This window comes from Zeaxanthinibacter sp. PT1 (assembly GCF_028464225.1).
Taxonomy (GTDB): domain Bacteria; phylum Bacteroidota; class Bacteroidia; order Flavobacteriales; family Flavobacteriaceae; genus Zeaxanthinibacter.
On record NZ_JAQPCN010000001.1, the window covers coordinates 1500975 to 1522366 of the forward strand.

The window sequence follows — 21392 nt, forward strand, 5'->3', positions numbered from 1 at the left end:
CCCCGGCAGGCTGCACCTTAAGAAAATGATAAAATAATTAAGTATTTTTAGGGAAATATAGCGAGAAAGATATGAGAAAATCCTTAACCATTACCATACTTACTTTCGTTGTATTGGTTGTCAGTTTTATATCATGCAAAGAAGAAAGCAAATCGGGGCTTGGGGAAGACGCCATTATTGTGGATACCCTGGTGTACCGTGAACAATATCGGCCTCAATACCACTATACTCCTCCTGCCAAATGGATGAATGATCCTAACGGGTTGGTATTTGAAAATGGGACTTACCATCTCTTCTACCAGTATTACCCCGAAGACATTGTTTGGGGGCCAATGCACTGGGGTCATGCTATTAGTAGTGACTTGCTGCATTGGGAGCATAAATCCATCGCCTTGTATCCGGATACCCTGGGATATATTTTTTCGGGCAGTGCTGTTTATGATGAAAAGAATACCTCTGCTTTGGCTCCCCCTGGAGAATCTCCTTTAGTGGCAATTTTTACCTATCACGATCCTGAAGGAGAACAGGCCGGAACATCTGATTTTCAAACCCAGGGAATTGCCTATAGCATGGACCGGGGGGCGAACTGGTCTAAGTATGAAGGAAATCCTGTTTTGGATAATGAACAGGCGATTAGGGATTTTAGGGACCCAAAGGTTTTTTGGTACGATGAGGGGCAATATTGGATCATGGCCTTAGTAGCCGGTGATCGGGCTCAATTTTACCGTTCGGAAAATCTGACGCAGTGGGACTTTATGAGCGAGTTCGGAAAAGATAGTGGTGCCCATGGAGGCGTTTGGGAATGTCCCGATTTATTTCCATTAGAGGTTGATGGAGAAGAACGATGGGTGCTGATTATAAGTATTAATCCCGGGGCGCCAAATAACGGAAGTGGCACCCAGTATTTTATAGGTGATTTTGACGGGACAACATTTACTGCCGATCATGATGATATTCGGTGGCTGGATTGGGGGACGGATAATTATGCGGGGGTAACCTATAATCATGTACCTGGTGGAGACCGCATCTTTATAGGATGGATGAGTAATTGGGATTATGCCCGTGAGACACCAACCGAGGTTTGGAGAAGTGCGATGACCTTACCGCGAAATCTAAGCCTTGAAAAAATTAAAGATACTGTTCGTTTGTTGAATTACCCTATTGAGGAGTTGGATAAGATTATTAAAAAAGGTGAATTGGAGAGTGTATCTATTCCGTCCGAAGATAAAATTGTGCGTGAATCTGATTTTCTAGGGCAATCTGAAATAATTTTCCGGACCGAGGGCCGTAACTTCTCCGTAATCCTGGAGAATGGAGAAGGTGAGACTGTGGATTTAAAGATGGATGGGGGTTCTGGAATCTTCAGTTTGGACCGGTCAGAGTCTGGACAGACGGCATTCAAAGAAGGTTTTGGTGCCATTCAGCAAATGCCGATACATGGATTGCCAAACGAATCGGTTGAAGTCAGGATATTGGTTGATCGATCTTCTATAGAGATATTCATTAACAAAGGCCAATATGTGATGACGGCCCAGGTATTTCCTAATGAAGCTTATAACTTGTTATATGTTATGAATAATGATAATGAGCCATTGCAGTTGGATGGATTTGGCATAAGTGCCGTTGAGCGAGTTTGGTGATCTGGGGCTCAATAACAACTAACATTTAGAGCAAGTAGGGTGGCCGAATTAGCTCGAAACGATATTTGGACTAAAGCTGAAAACAATTTATCCTTTTGGGGAAAGCCTCCTCCCATGCCAAAAAGATAACGGGTACTGCTGCAGGAAACAAGCAGGGGAAAACCGGGTTTTTAGGCATGAAAAATTCCAATCGAAGCATTAAGGAGGTCTGTCAGGTTCTTTTTGACACTTCAGGATTCAAGGTAATTGCTGTTGTTGAGTGCCGGTCTACCATTTAGGGGAAAGCCCCCTCCCCATGCCAAAAAGATAACGGGTACTGCTGCAGGAAACAAGCAGGGGAAAACCGGGTTTTTAGGCAGGAAAAATTCCAATCGAAGTATTAAGGAGGTCTGTCAGGTTCTTTTTGACACTTCAGGATTCAAGGTAATGGCTGTTGTTGAGTGCCGGTCTACCATTTAGGGGAAAGCCCCCTCCCCATGCCAAAAAGATAACGGGTACTGCTGCAGGAAACAAGCAGTGGAAAAATCACTTTTAGAGCGCCCGACTGTAAAGAAAAACAGACCACATAGAGGTGAGTTCTGTTCGGAGTTCTTGATTTACATACCAGGAGATACCTCGCTGCGCTCGGTGTTCCTTGGGATTCAGCTGTAAAAAAGGCAGAAATATCTTTGCGTTGTCAGTGCCTGGAGTTTTAATTGAATCCTAATCCAGGATATACCTCGCTACGCTCGGTGTTCCTTGGGATTCAGCTGTAAAAATGCAGAAATATCTTTGCGTTGTCAGTGCCTGGAGTTTTAATTTAATCCTAATCCAGGAGATACCTCGCTACGCTCGGTGTTCCTTAGGATTCAGCTGTAAAAATGCAGAAATATCTTTGCGTTGTCAGTGCCTGGAGTTTTAATTGAATCCTAATCCAGGAGATACCTCGCTACGCTCGGTGTTCCTTTAAGTTCCCCTTCTGTAAATACAAAACCCTCCTGCCTGCGGCAGTTGCTTTTTTCGTTTTTCACTCGCTTAGAAAAGCGAGCTTTTCACGCTCCTGGAAAACGAAAAAACCCACTCCTGTGGAGTGGGTTTTGTGAGTAATGTGGTACCTCCAGGAATCGAACCAGGGACACACGGATTTTCAGTCCGTTGCTCTACCAACTGAGCTAAGGTACCAATACGTCAATTTTCTACTTGCGAAACTAAAAGTATATCGCTTTAAGAGGGGGCAAATATACTTTCAAATTTAGGAACTACAAACAAAAAAAGAAAAAAATGGATTTCGTTTTTATCATTTTACAATCTTTGTAATATGAATCTGATTGTCGATGCCGGGAATACCCAGGTGAAACTTGCTGTATATGACCGTAATGCCATGGTAGACTACCGGACTACGGGGATGGAAAATTTTGCTTCGGAGATAAAAAATGTCTTCAAACAATTCCCGAATATCCGCTATGCCATGGTTTCTTCCGTGACCTGCCTTGACAAGACAGCAATGAATGTTCTCTGCATTTTCTGCAAGGTATTCGTTTTAGATCACTCCTTTAAAATGCCGTTCAAAAATTCTTATGCTTCACCAACTACCCTGGGGGTGGACCGGATGGCCTTAGCAACAGCTGCATTTTATCACAATCCCAACGGGAATACCCTGGTTATTGATGCTGGAACGTGTATTACCTATGACATTGTGAACGATTACGGGGAGTACCTGGGTGGTGCTATATCACCAGGGCTTCGGATGCGTTATAAAGCATTGAATCAACAGACCGCTAAATTGCCGCTGTTAGAACCTGTAGATATGGTTGGCTTTATCGGAAACACAACGGACAGCTGCATACATAGTGGCGTGGTGAACGGGATGTGCCATGAGATCGATGGGATCATCACGCAATACCGGGAAAGATTTTCATATTTAACAGTTATTTTAACAGGGGGTGATGGGCAATTTTTGTCTAAACGATTAAAAAATACCATATTTGCGCATTCTAAATTCCTGCTCGAGGGCTTGAATTATCTACTGGAATACAACAAACGTTAAATGGTAAAAAAAATAGTAACTGCAATACTGTGCTTTGCATTGTACGGGGTATGTGCACAGGACGGAACAGTATCACCTTACTCTTACTTCGGGATTGGAGACCTCAGGTCTCCGGCTACAGTAGATAATCAGATGATGGGAAGACTCGGTATGTATACGGATAGTATACATGTCAATTTCCAGAACCCGGCTGCCTACGGGAAACTGAGGAGAACCACCTATACCGCGGGTCTGTCTCATACCGAGATGCGTATTAAAAGCTTCACCGATGAAGAATCTACTTCTGTAACTAACCTGGATTACATCGCTATCGGTATTCCCCTGGGTCCTAAATGGGGCGCCGGTTTTGGCTTGCAGCCATACTCTTCCGTGGGCTATAACTTGATAGGGAATAGCATTAATGGAAATGGTGCGGAAGTTACCAACCGGTTTTCCGGTGAAGGTGGTTTAAACAAGGTGTATTTCTCCCTTGGGCACGAACTGTTGAAAAACCTGCATATTGGAGCCACTGTGAATTTCAATTTTGGTAAAATTGAAGATCGCCGTGAACAAACGGTAGAAGATGTGCAATTTGGAACGCTCGATCTGCGGGAGTCCAGGGTGAACGGCTACGATTTTAATTATGGGGCTACCTATAGTCCGAAGATTACAGATAAGCTAACCCTATTCTCTTCACTGCGCATTAATACCCAGGCTAACCTGGTTTCGGAGAATGATCAACGTATTGGTTCTTTTTCCGCAACAACGGGTAGAGAGATAGAAATTATAGACGTGGACCTGGCATCCCGCGGACTTGAAAGAACCGAGATAAAAGTGCCAACAGCTACAACATTGGGCCTAGGGGTAGGTGAAGATCTGCATTGGTTTGTCGGTGCAGAATACACCTTGCAACCCATGAGTGACTTCAGGAACGAATTTGTTCAGTTAGAAGAAGCTGTCTACCAGGATGCCTCAAGTTTTTCGCTGGGAGGATTCTATATTCCTGATTACACGTCCTTTAACAATGTATTCAATCGCATTACCTACCGCGCCGGTCTTAGGATGAATAACAGTGGTCTGCATATCCGGGATAAGGAGATCAAGGACTTTGGCATAACTTTTGGTCTTGGTATACCGCTGGGCTTCCAGTTTTCTAATCTGAACCTCGGTTTCGAAGTAGGTAGGAGAGGGACAACGGTAGCTGACCTGATCGAAGAAACATATTTTAAAGTCAATGTAGGATTGTCTCTCAGCGACAGATGGTTCCGAAAAAGACAAATAGATTGACAAAAATTTACTATTTTAACCACATTAAATGAAGACTAAGATGAAAAAGGATTTTTACGCAATGATGATTGCGGTTTTTGGGCTTGTGACCTTTGGTTTTTCACAGGCGCAGAACCCGGAGTGTATGACTAATCTCTCCATTTATGCCGAGCATGCCAAGGTGAAGAACTACGATGCGGCTTACACTCCCTGGAAAATGGTTTACGACAACTGTCCTGCCATAAATAAAGCTAACTTTTCCCTGGGGGAGAAAATATTAATGCACAAGATTGATAATAGCAGCGGTGCCGAAAAAGATGGTTACATCAAGGACCTAATGGCCTTGTACGATGCTAGCCTTGAATATTTCCCTGCGAAATACAGTAAGGCAGGAGTTGCTATAGATAAGGCGATTGTTCAGTACGATAATAAAATGGCCTCTGATGAAGAACTTCACAGTATGCTCGATAAGGCATTTAAAGAGGACAGGGATAATTTTAAAAATCCTAAGGCTCTGTACCTGTACTTTTCCAGCCTGGTAGATCTTCACGCTGCAGGTAAAAAAGAACTGCAGGATGTGTTTGATGCATATGATGATGTGACCGAGAAATTGGAAGAAGAGAACCAGAAACTGACAGACCAGATCACTAAGTTGCTTCCAAAAGAAGACGCCGGAACTTTAACCAGGCGTGAGAAGTCTCAACTTAGGGTGGCTACTAATAACTCCGAGACCTATGGTAAAATTGCCAACAGTATCGATTCTAAATTAGGTGGCCTGGCAGATTGTGATAACCTGATCCCATTATACGAGAAGAACTTTGAAGCCAAAAAAGACGATGTCAGCTGGGTGAAGAGAGCTGTGGGTAGAATGTTCAGCAAAGAGTGTACAGACGATCCGCTTTTCCGTAAACTTTTTGAAGCTCAGTTAGCACTGGAACCTTCTGCAAGCGCATACTTGTATGGTGGTACACTGAAGCAGAAAGCGGGTGATAACAAAGGAGCTTTGGAAGATTTCCGTAAAGCGGTTGAATTAGAAACTAACGCGAATAAGAAATCAAATATTCTGTATAAGATTGCAACCATCGTTAGGAGAACCAGCAAGTCTGAAGCACGCAACTTTGCGCAACAGGCAATCGATGCTAACCCATCTAACGGTAGGGCTTACCTCCTGATCGCTAATTTGTACGCTAGCAGTGCTAACGACTGTGGTAGTACGCCGTTTGAAAAGAGGGCTATCTATTGGAAAGCTGCAGATATGGCCAACCGTGCATCAAGGGTAGATCCAGCTCTGAGCAGCACCGCAAACCAGTCAGCTGCCAGTTACAATGCAAAAGCACCTTCTAAAACAGACATCTTTAATTCCGGTATGGCCGGTAAGACTGTTAGTTTTAGCTGTTGGGTAGGAGGTAGCGTAAAAGTGCCTAACCTATAAGAATGCGATTAGCGCTTACAAATAATTTTAAGTTCATTGCCACAGTCTTCACTGTGGCAATACTTTTTATATCCTGTCAGGACACTTACAGGCGGGTTGGAGAAGAAGCCGGTGAGGAAGTTTATCCGCAAGGTGTAGCCAGGGATTTTACCCTTATTTATACAGAGACGAAAGAACCGTTAGAAGGCGAGGATCTCGGGAACTCAAGGGTAATCGCTATCCTGGAGAGCCCTGTAAGCAAAGACTTTGATAACCTCGCCTTTCCCTATAGGACCTTCCCGGAAGGTTTGCAGGTAGAATTCTTTGATGAGGAGAATAACAAAAGTGTGATCAATGCCGATTACGCGATAATATACTCGGCTACGGACCTTATCGATCTCAGGGGGAACGTAGTTATAGAAACCCATGACGGTAAAAAGCTCGAGGCTCCACAATTGTTCTGGGACCGGGACAATGAGTGGATCTTCACCCAGGAGAAGTTTCGTTACACCAACCCTGAAGATGGAACCGTGATGGACGGAGAGGGAATGGATTTTGACAGGGATTTTCAATATTTTAATGCACATAGAACCTATGGTCTGATGACCATAAAAGAAAACCAATCATGATAAAGATTCTTAGGTACACAGAGTATCTCTACCTGGCTGTGGCAATTGTATCGATTTACAAAATCTTCAGCCTCTGGAATGTTGACCGGGATGGTACATATATTTTCATTTTCTTTGCGGTGGTATCCGTAGCTATGTTTTTGTTCCGCCGCAACTACCGTAAGAAATTTGAAAACAGACAGCAGGATAAGTCCTGATCATTTTGGAAACACAAATTATTATCATTGTTATTTCATTGCTCCTCTCGGCCTTCTTTTCCGGGATGGAGATCGCTTTTATTTCCTCTAACAAGATTCATATAGAGATAGAAAAGAAGCAAGAAGGTTTTTTGGCTAAGGTGCTGGCAAAACTCACTTATAAGCCTTCTAAATTCATCGCCACCATGCTCATCGGGAATAATATAGCCCTGGTGATCTACGGTCTGTTTATGGGCGAATTGCTCATGACCTGGTTTAATGGTATGTTGCCGCATGCTGGCGGCTTCCTTAGGTTGATTCTGACTGATTTCAGCCTGGTGACCCAGACCATTATATCTACGGTGATCATCTTGGTAACAGCAGAGTTTTTACCTAAGGTATTATTCCAGATCTATGCTAATTCACTTCTAAAAGCCCTGGCAGCCCCGGCTTACTTCTTCTATTTTTTCTTCTCCTTGATTTCGGATTTTGTGATCCGTGTGTCCGACTTCATCCTGAAGGCGATCTTTAAAACTGATGGAGATGATGTGCAGCTGGCATTCAGTAAAATAGAATTGGGGGATTATATTACGGAACAGATGGAAACCGTGGAAGAAGCAGATGAGGTCGATTCTGAGATACAGATCTTCCAGAATGCACTGGAGTTTTCTGCTGTTAAGGCACGTGAGGTAATGGTCCCCAGGACAGAGATAACGGCGGTCGAATTACATGAGACCCCTAAAAACCTGGCTAAACTCTTTAGTGAAACGGGTTATTCAAAGATCCTGGTCTTTAAGGACACAATTGATAATATCATTGGGTACGTGCACTCATACGAATTGTTCAAAAAGCCCAAAACCATCAAAACTATTCTTCTCCCAGTTGAATACGTGCCCGAAACCATGCTAATACAGGAAATACTGAACGTATTGACCAAGAAGAGGAAAAGTATGGCTGTAGTGTTAGATGAATACGGGGGTACATCTGGGGTGATGACCGTTGAAGATATTGTAGAGGAGCTCTTCGGGGAAATTGAAGATGAACACGATTCTACCGATCTGCATGAAGAACAGTTGTCTGATGTCCATTACAAATTCGCAGCACGCCTGGAAATTGATTACATCAATGAGAATTATAAGTTAGAGCTCCCTGAAAGCGAAGAGTACGAAACTCTTGGGGGCCTTATCGTGAATGAGACCGGGGAAATACCGGAGCAGGACAGCCAGATCAGGATTGCAAATTTTATGTTTACCGTCCTGGAATCTTCTAATCACAAAATAGATCTTGTATCCGTAGAAGTGCTGGATAAGGATTAGAGTTCTCGGCTGTAGAATCCACTGTTTTAGTGCTTTTATTATTTGATGGAAAGTGGTATTTTCGCCAACTGATTTTAAACCCACCAAAAAATGGCAATATTAGAAAACATTAGAAAACGGACTACCGTCCTGATCCTGATTATCGGACTTGCACTATTTGCATTCGTGATCTCAGGAATTTTCACCAGTGACGGATTTTCCGACGGAAAGGTCGGGTCTACCGTAGCTGAGGTCAATGGGGAAGAGATTCCGATCGAAACTTTTCGTAACCAGGTAGAGCGACTGTCCAGAAGGGTGGGGCCAAATACCACGAGTATGCAGCTTGTAAACAGTGTATGGAACCAATTATTGAGGACGACCATCCTGGAACAACAGATCGAAGACCTTGGTATTGCCATTGAAAAAGACCAGATCATTAATTTAATCAGGTCAAACCCTGCTTTTGTGCAAAATCCGCAATTCCAGGATGAGAACGGTAACTTTGATGAGCGTCGATTCCGTGAATTCATCGCCGAACTTAAAGCTACTGCGCCTGCTCAGTACGAGCAGTGGTTGCAGGATGAAGATGCCATCGTACAGGCTGCTAAAGAACAAATGTACCTGAACCTGGTTAGAGCCGGGATAGGCGCCACCCTGAAAGAAGGGGAGTTGGATTACCAGCTTTCCAACAATAAGGTGGATATTAAATATGTAAGAGTGCCTTACTCTTCCATTCCGGACAGTAGCGTAACAGTTTCTAAAAAAGAGATTCAAACCTACATCAAAGAAAACAAGGAGTCTTTTAAACAGGAAAAAGCCAGAGATATACAGTTCGTATACTTCCAGGAGCTACCTTCTGCTGAAGACGAAAAATCTATTGAAGACGATATAACGGCCTTATTGAAAGATAGGGTTGAATATATAGAAAGTGAAGACACTACGGACACTATCCGCGGGTTTGTCAATACGACAGATTACGATGCTTTCCTTGATAGGAATTCCGATTCTAAATTTGATACTATTTATAAAGCCAAAAAAGACTTGCCTCAGCAATTCGCTGATAGCATATTTAACCTTGGCGTAGGTGAGATTTTTGGTCCATATAAAGACAATGGCGCCCTCAAGGTTACCAAGATGGTCGATAAAAAAGCTAATGGTAGCGTTAAGGCAAGCCATATTCTTATTGCCTACGAAGGTGCCCGGAGAGCAAATCCTAATGTGCAAAGGACTAAAGAGGAGGCTGAAGCTAAGGCAGAAGAGCTATTGGCAGAGGCAAAGAAGCAAGGAACAGTATTCGCAGAGTTAGCACGTGACAATTCGGACGGACCCTCTGCTCCGCAGGGAGGAGACCTGGGGTATTTCCAGGAAGGAGTAATGACTCCTAAATTCAATGATTTTGCTTTTGACAATTCTGTGGGTACCATCGGATTGGTTGAAACTGAGTTTGGTTACCACATTGTAAAAGTAGATGACAAGCAGGATGTTGTTCAAGTAGCAACCCTGAGCAGGGCTATCGAAGCTTCTGAAGAAACGATCAATACTTTGTTCACCGATGCCACCAAATTTGAAATGGCAGCAACTTCCGGTGATAAGCCTATGACCGAGCTGAGTAACGAAAGTGGTTACCTTTTACGCCCGGTAAATAAGATCAAAGCCATGGACGAAAACCTTCCCGGGCTTGGAGCGCAAAGATCCGTAGTTCAATGGGCGTTTAACCCGGATACAGAAGTAGGGGATATCAAGCGATTTAATATTAACAATGGCTACGCTGTGGTACAGCTTACTGAGAAGTACAAAGAAGGAACCATGACTGTAGAGGATGCTTCTGCAACGGTATTGCCTATACTCAGGAAAAAGAAGAAGGCTGAGATGATCAAAGAAGCTAACCAAGGTAAGACCATGGAGGCGATAGCATCTGCTAACAACAGTACTATCTCCACCGCTTCTGCCCTAACAGTTAAGTCCCCCACCATTCCCGGAGCAGGTCGCGAGCCGATGGTAGTGGGAACTGCATTCTCTATGGAGCAGGGAGCTACTTCTGGCTTGATCTCTGGAGAGACCGGTGTATTTATGATCCAGGTGACCAATAAAACGGAAGCGCCTAAATTGGATAACTATATTACATATGCAAGGAGTTTGCAGGCGAACAACGCCAACCGTGTGAATGTAGATGTCTACAATGCGCTTAAGGATAAAGCAGAAATTGAAGACAACCGCGCTTCATTCTATTAATAATACAAGGTTTGAAACAAAAAAAGGCCCCGTTAATCGGGGCCTTTTTTTATAAGATCATTTCACGATAAGGAACAATGGTTTGGTAACCCTTGGTGCGGAAGTATTCAGGAGTGTCCGGACCACCGGTAGCCAACACGAAATCTCCGCCCCAGGCACCGAGACTTTTGAGGCTTCCGGGAAAATCAGGGAATAGTTTCTCCTTAACCATGGGTAACCTAATTGCCTTAGAGATGAGCTGCTCATGCTTTTCAAGATAAGAGGCAAATTCATCCAATTGTGTGGCTCCAATTAACGCATGGGTTATCTGGTTTAATTCCTTGACCAGGGTTGTTTTGTTAGCGGTACTTTCCCGGTATATTCTAATACCTTCCCGACTGTTTTGTTTCTGGTTCAGGTGAACAAAATAGAGCGATTCAGAGAAGGACGGATCAAATTCCACCGTTTCTATATTAGGCTTATTCTCTGTTAATTGATACAGAAGAGGCAAATGCTGTCGTGCGCAGGCAATGTCATAACCACTGCCACCAAAACTTTCAGCAAGTAAAAGATACGGGTCCGTATCGGTCCATTGGGCAATATTATTGACCAAAGTGGAGGAGGAGCCCAGTCCCCAGTCTCGAGGAAAACCCAGGTGGCAAACCACTTTAAATCCTGTCTCGCTGGCAAAGAATTCAGGCTGCTGTTGTTCCGCCGTTTTAAGGAGCTTTAATAAGGTGGAGTATGATTCGGAGGTTGCTTCTTCGACATTATTCTCAGGAGCCTCTAGGGGCAGCGGGATAGCTGTTTTAAACCAGGTATTGTCCTCAATGTCGCGACTTTCCCACTGTATAATTCTTTCTTTTATTCTTTCCACTTCCATGCTCTGTCCAAAACGGGTGGGGAGCGCAAGACTGAGAGCGCCATCCAATACCGCGTATTCACCGGTGATCAGTAATTTCCCATGGCTGTAGAATGTTTTTTTCATCAAGCGGTACGTAGTTTCTCTAAGGCTGCTGCAACAGCCCTATGCGTGACCTGCTGGTCGCGAAACAACTGTACAATAGCTGTCTTTTCCGGGGTGCTGGCTTGTAACTGGTTCAGAATGTTAAGAAGGTGCATCTTCATATGGCCCTGTTGTATGCCCGTGGTGACCAGGGACCGCAGTGCTGCGAAATTTTGGGCGAGACCGGCTACCGCAGCAATTTGCATTAATTGCCTGGCCGATGGATTCTGCAGGATATCGAGAGACAGGCGAACCATCGGGTGTAAGCCCGTAAGGCCTCCCACAGTACCCAGCGCAAGGGGTATCTCTATCCAGAATTTAAATATACCGTTTTCTATCGCTGCGTGTGTCAGGCTGGTATACCTGCCGTCTTTAGAGGCGTAAGCATGTATTCCTGCCTCTACCGCCCGGAAGTCATTGCCTGTGGCCAGTACCACGCTGTCTATGCCGTTCATAATACCTTTATTATGAGTCACAGCCCTGAATGGCTCCGCTTTGGCAATGGCAACGGCCTGTACCATTTTCTCTGCGAATTGTACGGGAGAGATATCGTCGTGTTCATCCAATTCTTCTATCTTACACGATACCTCGGCCCGTACCGTGCATCCCGGAACATAGTTGGAAAGTATGCTCATGACTACTTCCATACATTCATCCATAATCCCGGGATCGTCCTTTGCTTCCCTTTCTAAGGTCTGGGCAAACTGCTCGAGGCAGGAATTAATGAAATTTGCCCCCATGGCATCGGCAGTTTCAAAGGTGCAGTGTAATTGGAAGTAATCGGACAGTTCCGAACGCTTATCCACTAATTCGATCTTCTTAACGCCACCACCGCGCTTTTCCATCTTCGCTGTAAGATCTGCTACGTCACTTCTCATCACAGGAATAATTCTCTTAACAAAGGTGGCCAGTTGTTCGGCGTCTCCGCTATAGGTGAAATGAACCTGCCCTATCTTCTCCGTGCCGAGGACTTCGGCTGTAAAACCTCCCCTGTTTAACCAGAATTTTGCCGCTTTACTAGCGGCGGCGACCACAGAACTTTCTTCGATGGCCATAGGGATGGCATAGATTCTTCCATTGATCAGGAAATTAGGGGCAATACCAAGGGGTAGGTAGTAATTGCTGATCGTGTTCTCTATAAATTCATCGTGCAATTGCTGCACCTCTGCATCTTGGTTCCAGTAGCGTTTAAGGATCTTTTTCGTTTCCTCGGAATTGTCTGTAAATCGTTCAGCTATCCAATTGATCTTTTCTTCTTTGGATAACTTGGAAAATCCTTCTATAGGGGGGGTCATGCCATTTGCTTTAATGCATTCAAAGATACGGATAAAGTGTAAAATTTTCAGGAGAGGATTCCCTGTCACTGCTCACGAGCTTCCTTATCATATTTAGAGTTTAAAGTTATTTTATTCGTGAAAATATTAGTAAACTTGGGGGTTTTTAATCAATTTTTGATAATTCATGAAAATAGTTCCCCTTTTTTGTTTTTTGGGTCTTTCGTTAATGCAGCTGGCCATAGGCCAGGAAAAGCAGATAAGCCTCGAAGAGATCTACGACGGCACCTTCAGTACGGAGGGGCTTGAGGTTCTCCGATCTATGGATAATGGCAAACAGTATAGTGTACTTAATTTTGACCGATCTGATCGCAAAAGCACTATAGACTTGTACGATTACGATACCCAGGAAAAGGTGGAAACATTGGTGAACTCAGCCGATTTTAAAGACATCCCTTTCTTTACCTCTTATGAGTTCAGTGATGATGAATCTAAAGTAATACTCGCAACAGAGATAGAACCTATTTTCAGGCATTCCAGGATTGGGATCTATTATGTATACGACGTAGAAAGTAAAGAACTGACAAGGATCTCGGACCAAAAGATACGGGAACCCTCCCTTTCTCCTGACGGCTCTAACGTTGCTTATGTATATGAAAACAATATGTATATACTGGACCTTGAAACTTCAGAAACTATACAGCTGACCACGGATGGGAAAATCAACAGCGTAATCAACGGAGTGACCGATTGGGTATATGAAGAAGAATTTGCGTTCGTAAAAGCCTTTGAATGGAATTCTGACGGCAGTAAGATCGCCTTCCTTCGCTTTGATGAATCCGAAGTGCCTGAATTTTCCATGGATGTTATTGGACAGGAACTCTACCCTTCACAACACCGTTTTAAATACCCGAAAGCAGGAGAGGATAATGCTGTGGTTTCCTTGAATATATACGATAGAAAAAAAAGGGAAACCTCTATGGCGGACCTCGGTAACCCTTACTACATCCCGAGGATCAAATGGAGGAACCACCCACAGCACCTGAGCGTACAGACCCTGAACCGCCACCAGAACGAATTGGTCCTCTACGACGTTAACGCTAAAAACATGGAGACTTCTGTTCTTCTCAGGGAGAAGGACGATGCTTATGTGGATATTCACGATAACCTCACTTTCCTCGCTGATGACAGTTTTATCTGGACCAGTGAACGCGACGGGTATAATCATATTTATCTCTACGACGAGGATGGAGAACTTATGAACCAGATCACAAAAGGTTCATGGGAGGTGACAAACTACTATGGCTACGATCAAAATGAAGATAGGGTTTATTACCAGTCTACAGAGAATGGTTCTATTAATCGGGATGTATACGCCATTAGTAGCGGTGGTGAAGATAAGATGCGATTAACCAAACAGGAGGGGACCAATCACGCCGACTTCAGTGCAGATTTCACCTATTTCATTAACACCTTTTCCAATGCCGAAACTCCCCCGGTCTATACACTTCATATGTCCAGGGAAGGCGAGCTGGTTAAAGTACTTGAGGATAATGGAGCCTTGAAGAATTTATTAAAGGATTACCAGTTGAGCCCTAAAGAATTCTCTACCATCAATATCAACGGGAACGAGCTGAACATGTGGATGGTGAAACCCTTGGATTTGGACCCGGATAAAAAATACCCCCTATTACTTTTTCAATACAGTGGTCCCGGATCACAGCAGGTGGCTAACCGCTGGATGGGGACTAATGATTACTGGCACCAGCTTTTGGCTGAAAAAGGGATTGTCGTTGCCTGTGTAGACGGTCGCGGTACAGGGTTAAAAGGACGTGATTTTAAAAAGGTGACTTACCAGGAACTTGGGAAGTACGAGGTAGAAGACCAGATATCTGCAGCAAAAGTACTTAGTGAACTACCTTATATAGACGATGCACGTACGGGTATATGGGGCTGGAGTTACGGTGGTTTTATGTCGACCAACTGCCTGCTGAAAGGGAACGATACTTTTGAGATGGCTGTCGCGGTAGCCCCTGTGACCAGCTGGCGATTTTACGACACCATCTATACAGAACGATATATGCGTACTCCTCAGGAAAATGCGTCCGGCTACGATGAGAATTCGCCCCTGAATTACCCTGAACTACTTCAAGGTGATTACCTGTTGGTCCATGGGTCTGGTGATGACAACGTTCATGTTCAGAATACCATGAGGATGATCGAAGCCCTTGTACAGGCCAATAAGCAATTTGACTGGGCTATTTACCCGGACCGGAATCACGGTATCTACGGGGGGAATACACGCTTGCACCTGTATACCATGATGACCGATTTTATGATTGAAAATTTACTGAAAACCGATAACCAATAAATAGTTAACTGATCATGGATACTAAAACCGAATTCATGGAAGAACAGCAAATGTTCGGCCATCCGAAAGGACTCTTTTATCTTTTCTTCGCTGAGCTCTGGGAGCGATTTAGTTTTTACGGAATGCGTGCCCTGCTGACGCTTTACATGGTAAACGTGATCTTTGAAGCCTTAGTTGCCAGGGATTATGCCGCGGCAGCCGTTTACTCGTCCTATGGTTCACTTGTGTACGCATCAACTGTGATCGGTGGGAGGATTTCCGACACCATCCTCGGGATGCGGAAATCAATCTTTCTCGGTGGTGTCCTGATGGCCTTGGGACACTTTGTATTAGCCATTGAAAATAATATGGCCTTCTACCTGGCCCTTGCACTGATCGTTGTGGGCAATGGTTTCTTTAAGCCTAATATTTCAACCTTTGTGGGAGCCCTGTACAAGGATGGTGATCCAAGGAAAGATTCAGGGTTCGTGATCTTCTATATGGGAATCAATATTGGTGGATTCGCCGCCCCGCTGCTTTGCGGTTGGTTGGGGAGTGAATATGGCTGGCATTACGGATTTGGACTTGCAGGGATAGGAATGCTAACTGGTCTTATTTTCTTCTGGAATGGGATTAGGAAAAACGTGTTCGGGGATAAGGGAATGCCTCCCAGTGAGGCCGTCCTGGAAAAAAAGGTTGTAGGAGTTAAACAAAAAGTGCTGGTGCCGGTTCTCGCCTGTGCCGCAGCCCCGGTGATCGCTTTTCTGCTATCGTCCTATCGTCCGCTGGGTGCGGAAGGAAGCTTCTTTGAGGACCAGAATATCGTAAACGTGATCTTTAAGCTGGTAGGAGTAACCATACTGTTATACCTGGGTTATATTATGTTTAAAGCCACCCTTGATGAACGTAAGAAACTCTTCATGGCTGTGTTGATTACATTTTTCATGACTATTTTCTGGGGGTTCCATGAGCTTTCGGGAAGTGTGATTACACTCTTCGCCGAACGTAATGTAAACCTGAGTATTGTGGATGCGGCGCAGACGAATGCGCTTAATTCCATGTATATCATAATTCTCTCCATACCGATCTCACTATTGTTCACCTATCTCTCAAAGAAGAAACTGAACCCGAGAACTCCATATAAATTCGGGATGGGTCTTGCATTTGCAGGGATCAGCTTTTACATCCTGGCCTTGAGTGGTGGAAGTGCCGACGAAAACGGGATGGTTCCTTTCAGCTATCTGTTGATTATGTATTTCCTTATCTCGGTAGGAGAATTATTTATGTCTCCGGTTGGTCTTTCAAAGATTACGGATCTTTCGCCTAAACGGATCGTGGCTTTTATGATGGGAGTTTGGTTCCTGTCTTCAGCTTTTGCCTTCCAGGTGGTTGGTTTTATAGGTAAGCAACTGGCGGTAGAGAGTACTGATGCCAATGTGGGTGGTTTTGAATCACTGGATATCTACATCAATGGATTTGAGTTGATCGCACAATATGCCCTAGGAGCCGCTGTTATTGTTTTGGTAACTGCACCGCTGATGAAAAGGCTGATGGGAGACGTTCACTAGGTAAATACTTAAACCGTACCTCGAGTTATTCGCTGCTCATGGCATTCCGGATCTAATTTTAAGGTAGTATTGTGCCGACATAGACGGAACTTTATTATTTTGGTAGCAACCAATTAGAGCCAACCAGATGAATACTGATATCGAGAATTTATTTAAAGATAAAGTGCTCGGCCACCCGGCCGGGCTTTTTGTATTGTTCTTTACCGAAATGTGGGAACGTTTTTCCTTTTATGGAATGCGAGTGCTGTTAGTACTATTTCTCACTGCCCCGGTGATTGGTGATAATCCCGGATGGGAATGGCCAAGAGAACATGCGCTAGCCTTAATAGGTACCTATGCTTCCCTGCTATACCTGACCCCGATTCTCGGTGGCTATATAGCCGATAAATTGATCGGGTACAAAAAAGCGATTATCATCGGCTGTTTTATTATGACCCTGGGGCATGCCTGTATGGCTATAGAAACGGTTTGGTCCCTGTATATTGGATTAGCATTCCTTATTATCGGTACCGGGTTTTTTAAGCCCAATATTACCTCGGTAATTTCTGAAATGTATCGTGGGAAGGAATCCAAGAAAGACGGGGCATATACAATATTTTACATGGGGGTCAATGCAGGGGCATTCTTCGGGATGATGCTCTGTGGTTACCTGGCAGAGAATTACGGTTGGTCCTGGGGATTCGGACTCGCAGGTATCTTCATGTTTCTCGGGATGCTTCAATTCTGGCTTGCCAGTCCGCTTTTCGGCAGGATAGGAGAAAAGCCTATGAAAACATCTGAAGTCCTTGGGGAGACCTCCGATACTCAACCCGATCCTGATGAAGAAAAACGGAATCCTTTTACACCCTTGGACTACCTGTTGATCATACTATCATCTCTTGGGGGGCTGTTATATCTTTTCAATGATCCGATCTCCAAAATTGAAGGCATTAATTTCCTGAACTTTGAATTGTTCGGAATGGAGGGGTCTAATGCAACGGTCCTGCTATCATTAATATTATTCTTAATTCTTATCGTAAGCCGCACTCTGCGCTATACCCCGGTAATCCGGAATCGTATTTTTGCCGTTGCCATATTCGGGCTTTTTACGGTCATCTTTTTTGCCACATTTGAGCAAAACTTGGGGACAATGACCATTTTTGCAAGAGATTATACCAACCGTACCCTGACGGGATCCGCTTCCCTGGTCTTTAAAATAGTGGACGCTCTTTTAACTACCGTTCCCATGATGATCATCACCTGGGTACTGTACCTCTTGTTCAAGAAAACTTATTCCAGGATACCCTGGTCTAACTGGGCGCTGGGAATCGCTTTTGCAGGGATATGGGGACTACTTATATTCAGATTGTACGATAAGTTTGCACAGGAGGGGAACGAAGTAGAGGCTAGTTGGTTTGCCATTCTGAACTCTTTCTTCATTATTACATTGGCTCCCCTGTTCTCCAGGTGGTGGGAAAGTAAATACAACCCCAGTGCCGCGCATAAATACGGTATCGGGCTCATATTGCAGGGCCTAGGTTTCGGGGTATTGGTTTTCGGTACTCTTAGCATACCACAGGGAGCGGCAACCGCATCAGTTAGTATGATCTACCTTATTCTTTCCTATCTTCTGATCACCTCCGGGGAACTATGTGTCTCACCCGTCGGATTGTCCTACCTGAGTAAATTGGTACCTCCGCGAATGATCGGGTTCATGTTTGGAATCTGGTATTTGGCCATCGCCATCGGTCAGAAATTGGCAGGAACCTTAGGAGGAATGATAGACCAGATCACTGCCGAATACTCGCTTAGCAGCTTCTTCCTGATCTTTACGGTCTTATGTATCGGGATTGGCTTTATCTCTATAATTCTAAACAAGCCATTGAAACGAATGATGCATGGAATCAGGTAAATTAATCCCCGGGGTCTAATAACAGGGCCCCGTCTGCACCAGTGTAGTGGAAGGGGATACCTCGATCCTGGCAACTCTTACGCCAGCGATCCACGTAGCTGTGATAATTACTGCCATCCGCGATGATCATTTGGGGGTTGTTATAATCTATAAAACGATCCAGGTGTAAGCCGGGGGAGTTTGTAAACAGCACCCACCTGGGATTAGGGGTGAGCTGATCTGCAGGAGTGTTTTTACCCACGATCACAAGATCAGCTCCTCGATACTCATAGAAATTTTCCAGGGATCGGTGTTGTTGCCTCCTGATATTTTCTCCGATCCGGAAGGCTCGTGTAGATTGTGCAGGGTTATCATCATTAGTGTATACGGTCATGCTTTGCCCTGCCTGGTGCAATAACTGTGTTTTACCATTTTGATGCATGACCCACAGGCTTTCTCTCTGTGATGTTTTCAGAAGGATGAACATGGAATAGAGCTGTAAGATCAGGAGTACTATACAGCCGCTAAGGATCCTTCGCAGTGAAGGTTTTTCTAAACACCATAAGAAACTAATCACCAGGCAGGCGCTTATGATCAGCATTGGCAAGTCAAAACTGATCTCGCTGAAAATAAAATCCTGCTGATCGGAGATCCAGTAAACCAGCTGGTTTTGCGTATTTATTATGGAGTGATAGAGGGCTGCGAGAAATTTCGGTAAACTTCCAACAGCGGCCCATATGGTGATAAAGATGCCCCCACCGAGAATAATTCCAAGGAATGGGATGATGAAAAGGTTACTTATAAAGAAAAGTCCGGGGAACTGGTGGAAGTAATAAAGACTTAAAGGAAGTACGCCTAGCTGTGCCGTGAAACTTACAACGGTAAGCTGCCAGGCTCTTCTGAGTATAAAATTTTTGGGTGACCAAAGCCTGCAGATCCTGGGATAACCCCATAATATGCAGAGTACAGCTGCATAACTCAACTGGAAACCGACCTGGAATAAAAGCCCGGGATTGATGAGCAACAGTATAAAGAACATGGAAAGGGCTAGGATATTAAAACTATTACTGGGCCTGTTAAGGTAGAGGGCGTAGGCGACAAAAGAGAACATGGCCACCGCCCGCAGAACGGAAGGTGTAAAGCCGGCAATCAAGGCATAAGACCATAGGATAGTTACCAGCAATATTAATTTGAAGACGGCACCTCTCGGTGATCGGTCCAGGAATCCCAAAAGGAAATGAAAGATGTAAAGAAGAATGCCAACGTGCAATCCTGATACGGCCAGTATGTGTATTGCCCCGGCATTTTTATAGGCGGTGTAAGTGTCCTCTTCAATATCAATTCGATCACCAAAGAGTAGCGCCTGTATTATGGCCAGCTCCTGTCCTTTAAAGCCTGAAGAGTGGAGAGAATCTGTCAGCATTTTCCTGAATGATGACGCAATCCCCGGAATGGTAGTCCTATAGGAAGTCGTAATTCTATAACTTCCGGGAGCCGGTCTCAAGCGGGAATAAACCCCTAATTCCTGCATATAGGTTTTGTAATTGAACTGGCGGGGATTTAAAGGGGGTCTGATGGCTTCCATCTCTGCCATTGCTATAAGCTCCTGGTCAATTAGCAAAGGTTGCTGAGAGGAGTCCGCAGCCAGGTTAAGGAGAACCTGCCCTTTACTGCTCCTACCATTAATATGAAGAATGTCCGCTAGGTATTGATCCGTATATGCAGTCGATTTCAGGACCTTCCTGATCTTTAAATGCCATTGATGGGTGCCTTGAGGCCATGGGGAAGGTTTTTCTCTTGAAAGTTTAATGCTGAGAACACCCAGGAGTATAACCGTCAGAGCAACCACTATTTCATAAGTATACTTCCGGCGATCTCTTTGATTGTAATGCATGCCCAGGTAACTAAGACCGCTTAATACCAATAATAGAATAATCCAAGTTTGGATATTTACATAGTGGGAGAGGGCTATACCAAATGCCAGGCAGAAGGTGAGCTGAATCGGTATGAACCGAAGCGCGGTCATCAGAGGATACGGGCCGCCTTGACAAAGGCGTAATTCCAATATCCTTCTTTGAGAGAGGAAACTATGACCCCGCGTGAGGTCGTTGAATGGATGAACTTAATATCATCCCCGTCTACATCGACAACCAATCCTACATGGTTGATCTTATGATTTCTTCGGCCGGTGGTAAAAAAAAGAAGGTCACCCTTGTCTACCTGTTCTACCCTTATACGTTTTCCTTCTTCGGCCATCTGGTGAGATACTCTCGGGAGCGGCACATTGTGTTCTCCGAAGGCCACATAAAGCAATCCTGAGCAGTCCATACCGCTTTGGGTCGTTCCGCCGTATTTGTATTTTACCCCGGAATAATTGAGCGCAGTGCTAATGATCCTGTCGGCCTTTTTGTTGGAATCGGGAATTGCAATATCTGCCGCATCCTTAGTATTGGTGAGATCGGGCTTTTCTGTGACCGGACTCGCAGAAACACTGACTTTTCGCTCTTCAGAATAGGAAGTGCTTCTCTTTACTCCGCCACAGCTGGCGAGTATCAACAACAGGATAAGGGAGGTAATTCTGCGGTCCATCCAAGGAAACTTAAGTGCTCTTGGTTCTCAAAATTAAGGAAAAATTTCTATGTCGGTACTTTCCTACGTCAAATTTACCCGCTGTGAAATAAGGAAATAAGG

15 protein-coding genes and 1 tRNA gene are annotated in these 21392 nt (G+C 44.4%); 11 read left to right on the forward strand and 5 right to left on the reverse strand.

What is annotated here, in order from left to right:
- The first annotated feature begins 71 nt into the window (after positions 1-71).
- Positions 72-1640 carry a glycoside hydrolase family 32 protein gene (locus PP178_RS06580; protein ID WP_272593514.1) on the forward strand — a complete coding sequence of 523 codons (1569 nt, stop codon included), beginning with the start codon at positions 72-74 and terminating at the stop codon, positions 1638-1640.
- A gap of 1088 nt (positions 1641-2728) precedes the next feature.
- Here the strand turns inward: PP178_RS06580 and PP178_RS06585 are convergent.
- Positions 2729-2801 (reverse strand) — tRNA-Phe (locus PP178_RS06585).
- Between the two features lie 136 nt (positions 2802-2937).
- Between PP178_RS06585 and PP178_RS06590 the strand changes: the two genes are divergently transcribed.
- The 7 genes from PP178_RS06590 (at position 2938) to PP178_RS06620 (ending at position 10654) form a co-directional block, all read left to right on the forward strand.
- Positions 2938-3666, forward strand: coding sequence for a type III pantothenate kinase (locus PP178_RS06590; RefSeq protein ID WP_272593515.1), 729 nt, complete (start codon positions 2938-2940; stop codon positions 3664-3666).
- Positions 3667-4932, forward strand: a complete 1266-nt coding sequence (locus tag PP178_RS06595; protein ID WP_272593516.1) for a hypothetical protein — start codon at positions 3667-3669, stop codon at positions 4930-4932.
- 40 nt (positions 4933-4972) lie between these two features.
- Positions 4973-6343, forward strand: a complete 1371-nt coding sequence (locus PP178_RS06600) for a tetratricopeptide repeat protein (protein ID WP_272593629.1) — start codon at positions 4973-4975, stop codon at positions 6341-6343.
- Positions 6344-6345: 2 nt separating this feature from the next.
- Entirely contained in the window at positions 6346-6951 is a 606-nt protein-coding gene (gene lptC / locus PP178_RS06605; RefSeq protein WP_272593517.1) for an LPS export ABC transporter periplasmic protein LptC, read from the forward strand.
- A complete protein-coding gene (locus tag PP178_RS06610; protein ID WP_272593518.1) occupies positions 6948-7148 on the forward strand; it encodes a hypothetical protein in 201 nt (66 codons plus the stop codon). Before lptC ends, PP178_RS06610 begins: the two co-directional genes overlap by 4 nt.
- Positions 7149-7153: 5 nt before the next feature.
- On the forward strand, positions 7154-8443 hold the full coding sequence (locus PP178_RS06615; protein WP_272593519.1) for a hemolysin family protein: 1290 nt from the start codon (positions 7154-7156) through the stop codon (positions 8441-8443).
- A gap of 90 nt (positions 8444-8533) precedes the next feature.
- Positions 8534-10654: a peptidylprolyl isomerase gene (locus PP178_RS06620; RefSeq protein ID WP_272593520.1), complete on the forward strand. Its 2121-nt coding sequence runs from the start codon at positions 8534-8536 to the stop codon at positions 10652-10654.
- A 49-nt stretch (positions 10655-10703) separates the two neighbouring features.
- On the opposite strand, the gene PP178_RS06625 is transcribed toward PP178_RS06620, so the two are convergent.
- Complete coding sequence (locus tag PP178_RS06625) at positions 10704-11621, reverse strand: GYDIA family GHMP kinase (RefSeq protein ID WP_272593521.1); 918 nt, start codon at positions 11619-11621, stop codon at positions 10704-10706.
- Positions 11621-12934, reverse strand: coding sequence for a hydroxymethylglutaryl-CoA reductase, degradative (locus tag PP178_RS06630; protein ID WP_272593522.1), 1314 nt, complete (start codon positions 12932-12934; stop codon positions 11621-11623). Before PP178_RS06630 ends, PP178_RS06625 begins: the two co-directional genes overlap by 1 nt.
- A 166-nt stretch (positions 12935-13100) precedes the next feature.
- Between PP178_RS06630 and PP178_RS06635 the strand changes: the two genes are divergently transcribed.
- The 3 genes from PP178_RS06635 to PP178_RS06645 all read left to right on the forward strand — a co-directional run bounded on the left by PP178_RS06635 (position 13101) and on the right by PP178_RS06645 (position 18722).
- Positions 13101-15284: a S9 family peptidase gene (locus tag PP178_RS06635; RefSeq protein WP_272593523.1), complete on the forward strand. Its 2184-nt coding sequence runs from the start codon at positions 13101-13103 to the stop codon at positions 15282-15284.
- A gap of 14 nt (positions 15285-15298) precedes the next feature.
- The gene (locus PP178_RS06640; protein WP_272593524.1) at positions 15299-16831 is read left to right on the forward strand and encodes a peptide MFS transporter; all 1533 of its coding nucleotides are present in this window, start codon (positions 15299-15301) and stop codon (positions 16829-16831) included.
- A 127-nt stretch (positions 16832-16958) separates the two neighbouring features.
- On the forward strand, positions 16959-18722 hold the full coding sequence (locus PP178_RS06645) for a peptide MFS transporter (RefSeq protein WP_272593525.1): 1764 nt from the start codon (positions 16959-16961) through the stop codon (positions 18720-18722).
- 1 nt (position 18723) lies between these two features.
- On the opposite strand, the gene PP178_RS06650 is transcribed toward PP178_RS06645, so the two are convergent.
- Together PP178_RS06650 and PP178_RS06655 are read right to left on the reverse strand one after the other, a co-directional pair.
- Positions 18724-20727 (reverse strand): ComEC/Rec2 family competence protein, encoded by a 2004-nt coding sequence (locus tag PP178_RS06650; protein ID WP_272593526.1) that lies wholly within the window; start codon positions 20725-20727, stop codon positions 18724-18726.
- Positions 20727-21290: a C40 family peptidase gene (locus PP178_RS06655; protein ID WP_272593527.1), complete on the reverse strand. Its 564-nt coding sequence runs from the start codon at positions 21288-21290 to the stop codon at positions 20727-20729. Before PP178_RS06655 ends, PP178_RS06650 begins: the two co-directional genes overlap by 1 nt.
- Positions 21291-21392 lie beyond the last annotated feature (102 nt).